Source organism: Mesorhizobium sp. 1B3, assembly GCF_050958605.1.
GTDB lineage: Bacteria > Pseudomonadota > Alphaproteobacteria > Rhizobiales > Rhizobiaceae.
The window spans coordinates 134583-149256 of the sequence record NZ_JBJHDO010000009.1 but is presented as its reverse complement, the minus strand read 5'-3'; the positions used below and the strand labels follow the sequence as shown (position 1 = coordinate 149256).

Genomic DNA, 14674 nt, shown 5'->3' with positions numbered 1-14674 from the left:
AACTCTGTCGCGATGTCTCTGGAGACCGTCAGGAAGCCGGCTGCATGCCGTAGGTACGATAGGCCTCGCGCATCATCTCGTCTTCGCTCCTATCTGGAAACAGGAAGTAGCTAGGCGCCTTGATGCGCGCGACATGCTGGACGGTCACCAGGATGACATGGCGGATCGGAAAATCGGTGCCGGCGTTCTCGATGAGATCGGCACCGTAGCGTCGGAAATCGTCCTCATCCGGGGCGATGATTTCCGCCGTTCCCGCAGCCTTGAAGCCGCGCTGCCGGAAGATGTCGATGAAGCTGACGCAAACCTTCGGATTTGCACGGATGTTGCGGACGCTCACAGGGGACGCGATGTCTGCGATAACGATCGCCTCCTGGCCGAACCCCGCAAACATCTCTTTAGGCGATACGTTCGGCATTCCGTCGGCCGAGACGGTCGCAAGCCAGCACAGGACCGATCGATCCAACTCCACTCGCATGGTCTCGTTCATTTTCATTCCATTTTCCTCGGGTCCTGATTGCTGCCAATAGGGCTCTAGTACGATGTGATGATATTAATGATACACTGGATGGACATTTTAATCGTTGTGCCGTAAAAAGGTCAACACAGTTGACCTAACAAGGTTTCCTTCTGATGCATGATGCACTCGCCATTGTGGCGGCGGATGCCGCACCCCGAACCAAACCTTCGAACTATCCGCCGGAGTTTGCTGCACGAATGGCTGGCCGCACCAAACGGCCACTTGGCGATATATTCAGTCTCAGAAATTTCGGCGTGAACCTGACCACGTTGGAGCCGGGGGCTTTATCTGCGCTTCAGCATCTGCACAGCCGACAAGACGAGTTCGTCTATATCCTCGAGGGTGAAGCTGTCCTTGTGGCGGGAGACGATGAGGTCGTTCTCCAGGCGGGCATGTGCGCGGGCTTCAAGGCAGGCGGCACCTCCCATCATCTTGAGAACCGATCCGGGCGAAGCGTCGTCTATCTCGAAATCGGGGACCGAACCGAAGGGGATGAGGTGAGCTATCCGGCCGACGATCTCAAGGCGGTGCGTGAGGACGGTGCATGGAGCTTCCGTCGAAAAGACGGGACACCCTACTGATCGCGACGCACGTCGCCTCCGCTAGACAGGGGAGATTCGAATGGAAATCGGCTTTATCGGTTTGGGTGTCATGGGACAGCCTATGGCCCTTAACCTGGCCCGTGCGGGCCATTCAGTCGTGGTCTGGAACCGCTCGGCGGAAAAGTGCGAACCATTGCGGGCGGCGGGAGCGTCGGTGGCGGAAAAGCCGGCGGAGGTATTTCGCCGGGCGAGGATCACAATACTGATGATGGTGGACAGCGACGCCACCGATGCCGTTCTGGAGCGAGGTACGGCCGCATTCTCGGACAACGTCTCGGGGCGCATCATCGTCAGCATGGGAACGAACGCGGCGGAGTATTCGCGTGCGCTTGAAGCCGACATCGTTGCTGCAGGCGGTCGCTATGTCGAAGCGCCGGTCTCAGGTTCTCGCAAGCCAGCCGAAGCGGGAGAGCTGGTTGCAATGTTGGCGGGCGAGGCTGATGCGGTGGCGGAGCTGCGCCCGCTGCTCAGTCCAATGTGCAAAGAAACGGTGGTGTGCGGCGAAGTACCGTCTGCACTGCTGATGAAGCTGTCGGTCAACCTGTTCCTGATTACGATGGTGACCGGGCTTGCAGAATCGTTTCACTTCGCTGAGCGTCATCGGCTTGATCTGGACCGGTTTGTTGAAGTGCTCAACGCGGGACCTATGGCCAGCGCGGTGTCTCGCATCAAACTTGAGAAGCTGCTTCATGGCGACTTCGCGGCTCAAGCTCTGATCACCGATGTGCTGAAAAACAGCCGGCTGGTCGCCGAGGCCGCGCGGCACGCGAAGGTCGCTTCGCCTTTGCTTGACGCGAGCCACGCTCTCTACAAGGAGACAGTCGAACTTGGCTGCGGCTCAGAGGATATGGCCGCGGTAGTGAAAGCGATTGGGAGTCGGACCAGCCGAATGACGTAGCTTGGCGGCCGGGGTGGCCAATCACCAAACCGGCGCTCGGCGATTCGTATTGGTGATTTACGCTCAGCGAGCCGCCTGAAGGACGGTTGATGGCCCGCCCTTGCGCGAAGCAGGGTGGCGCATGTAGTTTTTTTGATGATACAATTGAGAAATTGTTCATCGGAGATCTGCATGGCCACGCCAAATACAATTCAGCTCTCGCTGCCGGACGGCAAGGGACCGCTGCACGAGCGGCTGGCCGACGCGGTCGAGAAATTAATAGCTTCCGGCCGCTATGGGAGAGGCGATCGCCTCCCTACCCACCGCGATATTGCGCGCGGAGCGAACGTCGCCATCGGCACTGTGACGAAGGCCATCGATCTTCTTGAAAAACGTGGCGTGGTTCGTGGCGAGACAGGCCGCGGCACTTTCGTCAACGCGCCCGTTAAGGCCGACGACGAATTTGTCGATCTCAACTTCAACGTTCCCTTGCCGGTTGTGGATGAGGGGCAATTTCGTGCCGCCGCAATACTCGCCTCGAGCAGATTGGGCAGCGTTCCGAATGGGGGATATCCGGAACCTGGTGGGGGTCGAGACCAGCGGGTTGCGGTAGCAGCTTGGCTTTCGGATACGAGACTTCAGGCTGACCCGGACGATCTTCTCATCTGCATCGGTGGCCAGCACGCGATTCATCTGGCCATGGCGGATCTTGCGAGCCACACCAAAGTCGTGGGCACCGAGTCGGCCGCGTTCTCAGGCGCGATCGCGGCTGCAAGGAACCTTGGGCTGGAATTGCACCCCGTCGACCACGATCAACATGGCATGATCCCATCCGACCTCCAGAGAATGCTTCGGAAGACTGGCTGTAAGGCCATATATCTGACACCCGTCTGCCAGAACCCGTTCGGCTTCGAGATGGGTGAGGAGCGGCGGCGAGAAATCGTGGAGATATGCCGCCGGAACGATACCTATATTATCGAGGACGACATCTACAGCGTCTATACGCAGTCGAAATCAGCGACTTTCTATGAGCTGGCGCCCGACCTGGTGTACTATATAAACGGCCTATCGAAATCGCTCACGCCCCTCATTCGTGTTGGCGTGTTGTTGCCGCCGCGTTCACGGCGCGCCGCGATCGCCTCCCGTGTGCGCGCCGAAGTGTGGGGGACATCCCCGTTTGATACCGAAGTTGCCAGGGCGCTCTTCGAAGCTGAAGCACACACAAAAGCGAGAGATATTCTTCGTTCAGAGGCAAGGCATCGTGTGGAAGTGGCCCGCCGCGTGCTTGGCCTCGCCGACGTGCCAATGCCTAACGGCGCTCCCCATATCTGGCTACCGATGGCCACTGCGTCAGCGGAGAAGCTGGCACGGCGCGCGCTGGAACGGGGCGTTCGTGTCACCCCACCGGATGCGACCGCTATTGCGGGGGAGAAATCGGGCGGCGTCCGGCTTTGTCTCATGGCCCCTCACCAGCGGGCGAGCCTGGAGAGAGCTCTGCGGATCTTAGCAGATCTTAGCCGGAATCCGGCATTCGAAGTCGTTTAGACTAGAACCCGCCCTCCACTTCGCACGGGGACACCACGCTCGGCTCCGTACGAGCCAAGGTAGCGTCGACGCAGCTGTGAATGCCGGCCTGAGATGTCCTCCTCACTGATGGGTGAATACCGCTCGCTCGGGTTGACCAGAAGTCTTTTGCGGCATGCGGATCGGCCGCACTAAAATGCGCCGTTCCAAAAGCCCAATCCTGGAGGCGTCCGATGCTGAACGACCATCAGACCCTTCCTGTTTGGGCCGCCGGCCAATCCAAAGCCCTCTGTTCGGTACTGACTCCCACCTGGACATAGGGCCGCGGATGGCCGGCTCCGCGCGTCAAGATCATCGATAAGTTTAGACCCTTGAGCCCTGCTTGCTCGCGCTTGTAGCCAATTCGGCTTCCCCGACGCTACCCCTCCGCTCGATGTCAGCCACCCGACCGCTGGACTCCTCGAGAAACCCGCTGCCATCCACCTTACCACGCAAGGCGTGATACGATCTGGCTCGACATCTGACTATAATGTATCTATCGTATCTTGATACATAGAGGAGGCGGTCCGCTTTTATCGGAGCCGTCGACGGTTATCAGAGGCGTATAAAATGCCGGTGAAGCATGCGGTCGAGCTCAGTTGCGCCGATGGCGTCCGTCTCGGAGGTTACATCTGGGAGGGGCGGGCAGTCAGGGTCGGCAGCGTTGTCGTCAACGCGGCAACAGGCGTGCTTTCCCGCTACTACCATCGCTATGCCGGCTTCTTGACTGAGCACGGTTTTGACGTCCTCACCTATGATTATCGTGGAATTGGGGCGTCTCGACCGCAAACATTGCGCGGATGCCGTTATCGGTGGAGTGACTGGGGCGAGTTTGATTTCGATGCTGCGCTTCGAACGATGCGGGCGCGGGATTCGGACGGGCCGCTGCACGTCGTCGGACATAGCATAGGCGGATTCATCCCCGGACTGGCCGAAAGCGCACCAGCGATCGACCGTTTGCTCGCGGTCGGATCCCAGTTTGCCTATTGGCCGGACTACGCCCGACATCGACGGCTGGGCCTTTTCCTCAAATGGCATGTCGCGATGCCTGCGATAACAGGCATCTGGGGCTATTTTCCCGGCCGACGGCTCGGCTTGCTTGAGGACCTGCCGGCTGGTGTGGCCAATGAGTGGAGTTTTCGCCGGTCGCGCATGGAGTTGAGCTATCCCAGGCACCGGCGTGTGGACGTCCTCCGACGCTTTGCGGCGGTTCGAGCGGCCATCCTGTCGGTCGCAGCCGACGATGATGAATATGCAACCCCCGGCGCTGTCAGGAGGGGGCTGGAATACTACAGCAACGCGTCGAAGACCGCTGTGAGACTGGGAGCCCGCGACCTGCCCGTAGGTCCCCGCGGCCATTTCGGTCTCTTCCACGCGGCGCATGAGAATGGCTTCTGGCTGGATACCGTCCGATGGCTTCGAACAGGGCAAAACCCCTGGCCATGCCGGCTTGAAGCTGATCCGCGCCCGCGAAGCGAGCCTCTGGTCGGCGCATTCCTTGATCTTTCCCGAGGATAGCAAGCAATGGAAACGAATTCCGATACGAGCAAGCGCGCCATCGTCAGCGCATGCAGACGGATTGCGACGCTGATATTCGCAGCGGCACTCGCATCTCTGCCGGTCGCAGGTGCCAATGCCGGTGTCGGCATTGCGCGTTTCGAGATCGGAAACAATGGCGACGGCCAATTGACGTGGACATTGTTCTATCCGTCTAAAACGGGCTTTCAGACGACCGAGGTCGGTCCATACGACGTGGCAGGGGTTGTCGGTGCGACGATGTCGGCCGGCAAGTTTCCGCTCGTCGTGATCTCGCATGGTTCCGGCGCCGGCATGTTAAGTCACCATGACACGGCCAGCTATCTCGCCATGAACGGCTTCGTTGTCGCGGCAGTGGAGCATGCCGGCGACAACTACCGAGACGCGAGCGGCGTCGGCAAGATCAGCACTGCGTATCGGCGTACGAGAGAGGTTTCCGACGTCATTGATGCAGTGCTCGAGGGTTCTTATGGGCAGAGAGTTGATCGCGACCGGATAGGTGTCGTCGGCTACTCGGCCGGCACGGTGACCGCCCTGATGTTGACGGGTGCGGAGCCGGATTTCAGCGCATTGGAGGAATACTGTCTTGGCATCGAGGATCCGATTGCCCTGTGCGAAGGAGGTGGTTATCGGCTCGCAGATGCCACCACTCAGGGGCCAGCCGCCGATGCGCGGATAGGTGCAGCGCTACTATTCGCTCCTATAGGACCTGTGTATCAGAGCGGGGCGATCGACGTGAAAGTTCCGGTTGGAATTGTCGCGGCTGCATCCGATCGGGAACTGCCGATGGCGGACCATGCATACGAAGTGTTGCGTAAGCTTTCATCCTTGGCGGTATTCGAGATCATCCCGCTCGCTGGTCACTACGTTTTCCTGGCGCCATGCAGCGAGAGGCTCAAAGTCCAAGAGGAAGAAATTTGTAGCGATCCTCCCTTTGTGAATCGGCAACAAGAACATGCCCTCCTGAATTCCCTCGCCGTGTCGTTCTTCAAACAATCTTTCGGAAGCAAACAGCGGCTAGATGCGGCCGGTCAATGACCCGTTGGTCCTGCTGGGAATGGGCAAAATGCTGCGTCATCACGCGCGAAGATTTGCCCTTCCAGCGCGCAGACGACGATGATGATGGGGAAGCGACATCCGCCTTAACGGTGTATCACCTGCCTCCGGCGCACTCAGAAGGGCATGGGCAGGCTCGGAGCGCGCAAACGGTCGGACATTTGCCGGATAAACCCCAGCCCCGGCTGGGGTCGGATTGGCTAGGCCGGAGCGCAACGTAGCTCCGCAATCGCTCGTTGAGAGTGCCGACATGAAGTTCGAACAAGATGATTGTCGTCATCATAGAAGTATATCGAACGGCCCTCTCCTCCAATGCGTGACCGATCTTCCCGGATCTGCAAGCCGAGGCCGAGGATCCGCTTACGGAATAGTTTGTACTGACCGCCATTGATCTTGAAGTCAACGTGATTGTAGCTTCGCGTGTCGAGGGGATCGCCTTTCATAGCGGCGATCCAGATCGCATTTTCTGCTTCTCCGATTAGGAAAAAGCGTTCTCTCGACCAAAGAGAAAGTGTCCTGGCCGCTGTCGTAAACCTTGCGGCCCTCGAAAAGCTTCGTAACTATCTCCTCCATGCGGTCGAGATCGCGAACTATGAACGTAATGTGGCGATGCGCGGCACCGCCGCCTCCATGACGGTTGCCGAGAACATGCTGCTGGCTGTGTCTGGCCGCCGGCATGCCGCCACCCGACCTCAAGCTGGCGACGGGCCTGTTCGTGCTGACCATGCTGGCACTGCCCAGCCTCAAGCGCGGTTGCAGCCCTGCCGCCGCCAAGGAAGCGTTCCGGGAGTAGCTTCAGGCTCAAGACGAGCTGGTACGTCTGCTGGATAATGTGCGCGATCTTGCTCGATCGCGGTCTCTCACAGAGTGGCCGTTTCCACGCCCAGGCAGCGTGCGAACGACATCGCCACCGTTTGGCTATCGGGCGACTAGGGCTGGAGTGTGTCTTCGCGCCCAGCGATGCCGCAGATCGGGGTTTGCGGAAACGGCGGTTTCAGTAGCAATGCTTGCGGAGCCGCAGAAACCGAAACGCCTTGGCAAATGTCCGTTTCATGCGACGCGCACGATAAAGTTTGACCAACGGCGTGAGCTGATAATTGTCCGCACCGGACAATGCCATGGACCGGATTTTGTCGAGAAGTTCGCCGTCAGGGTCATCCTCCGGCGGACCCTCCCGAGTGTCCCCGCGATCTTTGCGCCAGTGCCGCATTTCGTCCCACCAATCGCATATGGATGTGACATCACCGGAACGGTTCGCGGCCGGAGGTCGTCCGGCCGCCATCCTAGTCAGCGTTTGGAAGCCTGCGCAGCGTATCCGTAGCTGTCGTATGAATATTCGGCGACGCGGAACCACTCATAGGATTCGTCGCGGAATTTCTTCCATGATGGATAGATCTTCGCCCACGCTGGGTTGTTGGCGCTGTACTCGTCATAGAGCTTGAAGGTCTCATCATAGGCGGCGTCCATGACGTCGCGGGGCAGCGGACGGAGCTGAATGCCCTTCCCGACCAGTGAACGGATGGCCGCCGTGTTCTTGACGTCGTACAAGGCTTGCATGTTGAGGTTGGCTGCCTTGCAAGCCGTGTCCAGCGCGGCCTTGTAGACATCCGGCAGGCCCTCGTACTGGGCTTTGTTGATGAAGAAGTGGATGGTCAGTCCGCCTTCCCAGTACGCCGGATAGTAGTAGTAGGGAGCGATCTGGTGGAAGCCGAGGCGCTCATCGTCATAGGGTCCGATCCATTCCGCTGCGTCAATCGTGCCGCGCTCGAGAGCGGGATAGATGTCGCCTCCGGGCAATTGCTGCGGAACGACGCCCAGACGGGCCATGACCTCGCCAGCCACGCCAGCGATGCGCATCTTAACGCCCTTCAGGTCCGCAAGGCTGTTGATCTCCTTCCGGAACCAACCGCCCATCTGCGCACCTGTTGCGCCCCCAGGGATGCCGACGACGCCATATTCGGCGAGGAACTCGTTGTACAAGTCGTTGCCGCCGGCGTGGTAGAGCCATGCGTTCTGCTGACGGGCGTTCAGACCGAACGGGATCGTCGAGCCGATTGCGAAGGTAGGGTTCTTGCCGGTGAAATAGTATCCGCATGTGTGCGCGATCTCGACAGTGTTGCCCTGTACGGCGTCGATCGCCTGCGGTCCTGGCACGAGTTCGCCGGCTTGAAAGACCTGGATCTGGAACTTGCCGTCGGTGATCGCCGAAAGAGCCTCAGCCATGACGGCGGCGCCGCCATAAATCGTGTCGAGGCTGTTTGGGAACCCTGAAGTCAGGCGCCAGCGGATGCTCGGCTGATCCTGGGCGATCGCGGGTGCGGCGAGCACGGCTCCCGCAGTGGCTGCGACGCCGGTCGTTACGCCCTTCGTCATGAAGCTGCGTCGGTTGATGCTTTTAGTCATTCCTTCCTCCTGGTTCGGTGTTCCCGCGCCCGTCGCGTTGGCACCATTCAGTGTTGCAGGCTGGTTTCGGGTTCTCTTCGACAAGTGAAATCCTCGGTGATCAGGGCGAGTCGGTTGCGCCTTCGTCCGCCCCGAAACTCGGCAGGGCTGGTGATTCCAGGCCGGTTGAGGGCGCTCCAAAGGGCGAACCGCCGGGAACCTCATAGGGATTGTCGCCACCGGGCATTGGCACGTTGAGCTGTATGGTCGCGGGATCGACCTCGATATGGCCGGCTCTGTAATGCGTAACCAGCTGGGGGAAGGCGATCACGATACCGACCATGGCGAGCTGCATGATGAGGAACGGCAATGCTCCGAGGTAGATCTGCCCGGATGTCACGGGCTGTATCGTCGCCCCGGTGATGCGATCCTTGTAGGCGCGCGTCGGAGCAACGGACCTGAGATAGAACAGGGAAAAGCCGAACGGCGGATGGATGAAGGCCGTTTGCATGTTGATCGCGAGCATGACGCCGAACCAGATGAGATCGATGCCCAACGCGTCGGCGACCGGAGCAAGAAGGGGGATGATGATGAATGCGAGCTCGAAATAGTCGAGGAAGAACGCAAGGAAGAAGACGAGCAGGTTCGCGACGATGAGGAACCCGATCTCGCCTCCCGGCGTCGCAGTCATCAGATGTTCGACCCAGATGTGGCCGTTGATCCCGTAGAAGGTCAGCGAGAAGACGCGCGCTCCTAAGAGGATGAAGATGACGAAGGAAGACAGCTTCGCAGTCGCGTGCAGAGCCGAGGTGATCATCTTCAGATCGAGCCTTCGGTTGAGTGCGGCCAATACGAGCGCACCGACCGCTCCCATTGCGCCGCCCTCCGTCGGAGTGGCGAGGCCGATGAAGATCGTGCCGAGGACGAGGAATATCAGGACAAGCGGCGGAACGAGTGAGGTGACGACCTTGCCGAGCAACGCCCATCCCCGAAGCGTGCGCGCGGTTGTCGGAAGCGAAGGGGCCTTGTCGGGCGAGATGAACGCGATGACCGAAATGTACGCGGCGTAAACAGCGACGAGCATCAGGCCCGGGACCATCGCGCCCTTATACATATCGCCGACCGAGCGGCCCAACTGGTCAGCAAGGACGATCAGAACGAGACTGGGCGGGATGATCTGCGCCAAGGTGCCGGAAGCGGCGATTGTGCCGGCGGCAAGTTTGCGATCATAGCCGTATCGCAGCATGATGGGCAGCGAGATGAGCCCCATCGAAATGACGGATGCCGCAACTACGCCAGTTGTCGCCGCCAAGATGGCGCCAACGAAGATCACCGCGAAGGCGAGCCCCCCCCGGACCGGACCGAACAGTTGACCGATTGTGTCGAGGAGATCTTCGGCCATCCCGCTTCGTTCGAGAATTAGCCCCATGAACGTGAAGAACGGGATGGCGAGCAATGTCTCGTTCGACATCTGCCCGAATATGCGATCGGGTATCGCGCCGAAGAGGTTGATGGGAAGCAGGCCGAGTTCGATCCCGATGAAACCGAACACGAAGCCGACAAAGGCCAGGGCAAAGGCCACCGGATAGCCGATTAGAAGCACGACGATCAGCGACAGGAACATGATCGGCGCGAGGTTTTCCGCGATAAAGCCGATCATGCCGCGTGCTCCTTGCCGATCGAGTCATCCGCGTCTGAGGCATCGGCAGGATCGGCAAGCTTCCCGTTGAGCACTGCGATGCGCTTGATCAGTTCGGACGCGCCCTGCAGGAAAAGAAGTGAGAAGCCGATGGGGATCAGAAGCCAGACCGGCCACAGCAGTAGGCCGCCTGTATTGTTTGAAACCTCGGCGGATTGGAACTTTGCGACCACGATCGGCCAGGAGAGGTGGATGGTGATCAGGCAGAAGGGGAAGAGGAACAGCAGCGTTCCGACGACGTCGATGTAGAGCTGAATTCGTCGTGGAAGTCTTCCGTAGATGAGGTCGACTTTGACATGTTCGCTGTTTAGCAGTGTCCAGCCCGCGGCAAGCAGAAGGACCGCCGAGAACAAGTACCACTGTGCTTCCAGCCAGGCGTTCGAGCTAAGGTTGAAGAGCTTGCGGGTGGTTGCATTCCCCGCGCTAATTACTACTGCGGCCAGGACGAGCCACGATACGCTACGGCCGACACGACTGTTGAGCGCGTCGATGGCCGTGGCCACCCTTATGAGTCCACTCATGCTCTCTCCCTGCCCCCTCGATGATCCGCTAGACGGAAGGTGCCTCCTCACTCGGCATCACGATCAGGGCAATCGTTGACAAATCATATCACTTGCACATGATACAACCGATATGCTCTTTGCAGAAGAAGCGCATCGGTGTCAATGGCGCCCATCGACCTAGGAGCGTGGGAGCGCTGAAGGCATGAGTCCGCGTTGTGACACGCGTCGCTCGGGCCGCATCTGTGAGATCGATCGGGGCAGAGGGGGGAAGAGACACATGCGCTTTGAGGTGCGTTCGGCTACGTCGAGGGATCTCTCCGAGGTCCATTTGCTCACGCGACGAGCGTACTCAGGCTGGGAAAAGGTACTCGGGTATCCACCGCAGCCCGTCGACGATGACCATGCTCCGCGTATCACTCGCGGTGAGGTCCTCGTCACTTGCAATGAAGACAAGGTTGTAGGCGTGATCGCCGTCGAACCAGGTGATGACCACGACCTGATTTTCAACGTTGCTGTCGATCCGGATTTCCAAGGGATTGGGATCGGGCGACGACTTATTGCCGAGGCGGAGGATCGCGCGCGCCGTCGTGGCACGCCCACCATGAGGCTCTATACAAATGCGCTGATGAGCACCAACATCGAGCTATACCGCAACTTGGGATACAGTGAGGTCGGACGGCGCCAAAGCCCCGTGCGAGCGGAGTCCACGATTGTGAACATGGAGAAGAGCCTTTGAGCGCCCGCCGTTATCTACGTGTCTCAGTGCGCAAGCTGAGTAGGCCGGGACGAACATGACGCTGGTGAACATCATCGCACTGTTCGGCTCCATGCTCGTCCTCGCCGCCATCCCAAGCCTCAGCGTTCTGGCGGTCTCGACGCGTTCGGCAGCAGGTGGTTTTGCTCATGGTGCCGCGACCACGGTCGGTATTGTCGCAGGGGACTTGATCTACATCCTGGTCGCGATTTTCGGCTTGGCGCTGCTTACCGATGCGGTGGGAGACGCCGCGTATCTCATTGGGTATGTGGGCGGGGCCTATCTCATCTGGATGGGCGTCTCATTATGGAGATGCACCCCAAATCAGGGAGCAGACCAACACGGCCGGCACACCTCATCGTTGTTTTCGAGTTTTTTGGCCGGGCTGCTGCTGACCCTCGCAGATCAGAAGGTGGTCGTATTCTACCTTGGCTTTTTTCCAGCTTTCCTTGATTTGGCTGCCGTCGGCCAAACGGATATTGCGATCGTGATGATCGTCACGATCCTTGCAGTCGGAAGCGTGAAACTGACCTACGCTCTGTTGGCGCGGAAGGTCGCAAACGTGGTCGGCGCGAAAGCCAGCAACCTCCTGAACAAGGCGGCGGGCGCCCTCATGGTCGGCGTGGGAGTTTTTCTTTTCGCCACGACGTGATTCCGCGTGGCCCGCATCTTTATCGTCGCTACGCCGCTGGCGATGCCGCCGCGACTAGTGTTTGCTCTTTGCTGCGCGGGCTCGCAGTTCGCGAGCAATCGCTTCGTCGAGGGGCAAAGGCGGACCGAGGGGGGGACGATGATGAATTCCACCGGCTTCGCGTTCAAACTTGCTAAACGATACGCATCTGCCCTGCTCCAGCCACCCAGCGGCGTGAAGGATAAAGTCTGCGCCTGAATGTAACGCAGTCGACGTCGCCTTCGCCCCTTCATAACCGGCCTGGGCGTCGTCGACATTGGCCGACGTTATGCCAGCGTCTCCGCGGGAGGGAATCCCGAGGCGGCGGGCGAGTTGTACGACATAGAGCTGGATCAACTGCGATGCGGGGTCACCGAAGATGGGCAGCATGGTTCGCATTGAGAACGGAATGCCGAACAGCCCCATGACGACGGGCGTACCGCGCGACCAGAGCTGGGCCAATGCGAGTCCCGCCAGCGCTTCGGCATAGCCCTGGATAAGCGTCCCGGCGACCGTCACAGGCGAGGTCGCACCCATCATCATATAGGAGGTGACCATGAGCGCCTGCTGGCGCTTGGCAACGGCGCGGAGGCACTTCAGGGGATTTTCCTTGTATGTCAGCGGTGGCGTTGCGTTCAGGAGATGAAGCAATTCGCACTCGCCGGACACCGCAGGCCTGGCGATAGCGAGCTGCGCGGCATCGATCACGTCCTCCGCAGCGCGAGGTGATGCCACACTGCCCATGCATGGTTTGTCGGAGCCAGTAAGATGGGCCGTCACCATCTCCATCGGGCGCGCAACCTCTGGAATATCGTGCGGAACGCAGATCATGTGACCTGTATTCGATAGGACCGGGGAATCGTGCGCCATCAAAACCAGCGTGCGGTACAGACCGATAGAACCCGAAGCTCGCGTGCCATCAGGCATGAGTACGTTGGGAGCTCCGTAGATCGGAGCGAGGACGGCCTGTCCCGGTGCACCGATCAGCGTGTCGCGCCCTGGGTTGCGTGCCCGCACGACGAACCGTTCCGGCGCATTTCGACGGATCACGTCCCGAAGCCAGCCGCCATCGAGATAGACCACCTCGCCGTCGACGCGCATCCCGTGAGAGCGCCACAGACTTAGCGTTTCAGGGTCGCCCTCAAATCGCAGCCCCACTTCCTCGAGGACTCGGTCAGTCCCAGCCTCGATTGCCGCAAGATGGTCCGGATCAGCGGGAGCTATGGAACCGAAACGTCCGGGCGCGCTCGCGAACGCTTGTGCATCCGCCTCAAGTAACCACTGCACGATTCTTCGCCTCGAAAGAGCGTTCGTTTGGCATGGCTAGGCTGAGAAGCGCGGAGAGTACCGCAGCGCCAAGCATGACCATATAGATGGGAACGAACGAGCCGGTTGTTTCCTTCAGAGTGCCGCCGAGGACGTTGCCTGCTGTTCCGCCAATCCCGAGCGCGATGTTTCCAAAAGCGAAGACCAGGGCGGCGTTTCCCGATCCGAACGCTTGAGCGATATAGGCCGGGACAAGGCCGAAGATCGCATAGAATGCCACGCCGAAGGATACGGCAGCGGCATACAAGCCGATTGTGCCGCCGCCCTCTTCCGGAGCCACGAGCGTGTAGCAGGCGAACGCGAGGATGGTGTAAGTCAGACCCATCGCCGGACGGACGGTTATCCGGTCCGCCAGCGCACCTACGGCAAAGCCGCTGACCATCCCGACGAGGGCGATGACACGCCATATCTCGGCCGTGACCTTGGTAGGGTGACCGGCCTCGCTCTGTAGAAACGCGGAGAGGTACGTCTGGAACGGCATGCACGAGAGGCCATTGAGGAACATCATGAACAGGATCGAACCCGCAAGGACCTTCGGCATTGTCCGCAGCCGCTCACGCACCGATGGCTTGTCAGCTTGAACGGTCGTCTCCGTGCTGGTACGCGGTGCTGCGTCTCGAAGGCGCCACAGGCCGATCAGCGCGAGGGTAGGCACAATCGCGCAGGTCACCATCCAGAGGGAGCGCCACCCATGGCCGCTCAGCATCGTCGTCAGCAGGACGCTGTTGATGAACACGCGGTAGCTCGTGCCGGACGACATCAAGCCCAGCGCCTTGCCTTGATGCTTCCTCGGGATGATCTCCCGCGAAACCTCGACCATCGGCACCCAAATTGCTGCCGCTGCGCCCCCAAGGATCGTGAGCAGCACGGTCATGACGACCACGTCCGGCGCAACGGCCAGCCCCCCAGCGCAACAGCACAGACCCCGATAGACGCAAGGATCATCGGCATCGCGCCAAATCGCACGGTCAGAAATCCTGCGAGCAGCGCGCAGACCATGAATCCGGTCTGCACTAGGCCGGAGATCGTACCCATCGTTCCGTAGGAGAACGGGAGCTCCACCCGGATCGACTCGACCATGGCCGGGAACAGATACATCCCAAATCCGTAGGTCGAGGCGATGAAGCCGGTGAACAACAGCGCGACTTCCGCGCCCCGTCTCGTTGCTGAACGCATTGGCATCCCCTCC

General features: G+C 59.9%; 14 protein-coding genes and 2 pseudogenes. 8 read left to right on the top strand and 8 right to left on the bottom strand.

Annotation, left to right across the window (positions count from 1 at the left end; all coding sequences use genetic code 11):
• Positions 1–28: 28 nt before the first annotated feature.
• Positions 29–493: a pyridoxamine 5'-phosphate oxidase family protein gene (locus tag ACCO56_RS22950; RefSeq protein ID WP_433643188.1), complete on the bottom strand. Its 465-nt coding sequence runs from the start codon at positions 491–493 to the stop codon at positions 29–31.
• 221 nt (positions 494–714) lie between these two features.
• Between ACCO56_RS22950 and ACCO56_RS22945 the strand changes: the two genes are divergently transcribed.
• The 5 genes from ACCO56_RS22945 to ACCO56_RS22925 all read left to right on the top strand — a co-directional run bounded on the left by ACCO56_RS22945 (position 715) and on the right by ACCO56_RS22925 (position 6133).
• Entirely contained in the window at positions 715–1098 is a 384-nt protein-coding gene (locus ACCO56_RS22945; RefSeq protein WP_433643186.1) for a cupin domain-containing protein, read from the top strand.
• A 40-nt stretch (positions 1099–1138) separates the two neighbouring features.
• Positions 1139–2017, top strand: coding sequence for an NAD(P)-dependent oxidoreductase (locus ACCO56_RS22940; protein ID WP_433643185.1), 879 nt, complete (start codon positions 1139–1141; stop codon positions 2015–2017).
• 171 nt (positions 2018–2188) lie between these two features.
• Complete coding sequence (locus tag ACCO56_RS22935; RefSeq protein ID WP_433643184.1) at positions 2189–3541, top strand: PLP-dependent aminotransferase family protein; 1353 nt, start codon at positions 2189–2191, stop codon at positions 3539–3541.
• Between the two features lie 588 nt (positions 3542–4129).
• Positions 4130–5077, top strand: a complete 948-nt coding sequence (locus ACCO56_RS22930; RefSeq protein WP_433643183.1) for an alpha/beta hydrolase family protein — start codon at positions 4130–4132, stop codon at positions 5075–5077.
• 6 nt (positions 5078–5083) lie between these two features.
• Positions 5084–6133: an alpha/beta hydrolase family protein gene (locus tag ACCO56_RS22925; protein ID WP_433643182.1), complete on the top strand. Its 1050-nt coding sequence runs from the start codon at positions 5084–5086 to the stop codon at positions 6131–6133.
• 202 nt (positions 6134–6335) lie between these two features.
• Here ACCO56_RS22925 and ACCO56_RS22920 read toward each other — a convergent pair.
• Positions 6336–6724 (bottom strand): annotated as a pseudogene (locus ACCO56_RS22920) (FosX/FosE/FosI family fosfomycin resistance thiol transferase); the annotation flags it as partial.
• Between the two features lie 85 nt (positions 6725–6809).
• On the opposite strand from ACCO56_RS22920, the pseudogene ACCO56_RS22915 reads away from it, so the two are divergent.
• A pseudogene (locus tag ACCO56_RS22915) lies at positions 6810–6944 on the top strand (ABC transporter permease); the annotation flags it as partial.
• A gap of 494 nt (positions 6945–7438) precedes the next feature.
• Here the strand turns inward: ACCO56_RS22915 and ACCO56_RS22910 are convergent.
• The 3 genes from ACCO56_RS22910 to ACCO56_RS22900 all read right to left on the bottom strand — a co-directional run bounded on the left by ACCO56_RS22910 (position 7439) and on the right by ACCO56_RS22900 (position 10753).
• Positions 7439–8554 carry a TRAP transporter substrate-binding protein gene (locus tag ACCO56_RS22910; RefSeq protein WP_433643181.1) on the bottom strand — a complete coding sequence of 372 codons (1116 nt, stop codon included), beginning with the start codon at positions 8552–8554 and terminating at the stop codon, positions 7439–7441.
• Between the two features lie 100 nt (positions 8555–8654).
• Positions 8655–10193 (bottom strand): TRAP transporter large permease, encoded by a 1539-nt coding sequence (locus ACCO56_RS22905; RefSeq protein WP_433643180.1) that lies wholly within the window; start codon positions 10191–10193, stop codon positions 8655–8657.
• Entirely contained in the window at positions 10190–10753 is a 564-nt protein-coding gene (locus tag ACCO56_RS22900) for a TRAP transporter small permease subunit (RefSeq protein WP_433643179.1), read from the bottom strand. Before ACCO56_RS22900 ends, ACCO56_RS22905 begins: the two co-directional genes overlap by 4 nt.
• A 259-nt stretch (positions 10754–11012) precedes the next feature.
• On the opposite strand from ACCO56_RS22900, the gene ACCO56_RS22895 reads away from it, so the two are divergent.
• Both ACCO56_RS22895 and ACCO56_RS22890 read left to right on the top strand, forming a co-directional pair.
• Positions 11013–11471, top strand: coding sequence for a GNAT family N-acetyltransferase (locus ACCO56_RS22895; protein ID WP_433643178.1), 459 nt, complete (start codon positions 11013–11015; stop codon positions 11469–11471).
• 55 nt (positions 11472–11526) lie between these two features.
• On the top strand, positions 11527–12141 hold the full coding sequence (locus ACCO56_RS22890; protein ID WP_433643177.1) for a LysE family translocator: 615 nt from the start codon (positions 11527–11529) through the stop codon (positions 12139–12141).
• Positions 12142–12195: 54 nt separating this feature from the next.
• Here the strand turns inward: ACCO56_RS22890 and ACCO56_RS22885 are convergent, their stop codons facing one another.
• From ACCO56_RS22885 to ACCO56_RS22875, 3 genes are read right to left on the bottom strand one after another with little or no spacing between them, the layout of a single operon-like run.
• Positions 12196–13446 carry a trimethylamine methyltransferase family protein gene (locus tag ACCO56_RS22885; RefSeq protein ID WP_433643176.1) on the bottom strand — a complete coding sequence of 417 codons (1251 nt, stop codon included), beginning with the start codon at positions 13444–13446 and terminating at the stop codon, positions 12196–12198.
• On the bottom strand, positions 13430–14359 hold the full coding sequence (locus ACCO56_RS22880) for an MFS transporter (protein WP_433643175.1): 930 nt from the start codon (positions 14357–14359) through the stop codon (positions 13430–13432). The genes ACCO56_RS22885 and ACCO56_RS22880 overlap by 17 nt, the downstream gene beginning before the upstream one ends.
• A complete protein-coding gene (locus tag ACCO56_RS22875) occupies positions 14356–14661 on the bottom strand; it encodes a hypothetical protein (protein WP_433643174.1) in 306 nt (101 codons plus the stop codon). The genes ACCO56_RS22880 and ACCO56_RS22875 overlap by 4 nt, the downstream gene beginning before the upstream one ends.
• Positions 14662–14674: the final 13 nt, after the last annotated feature.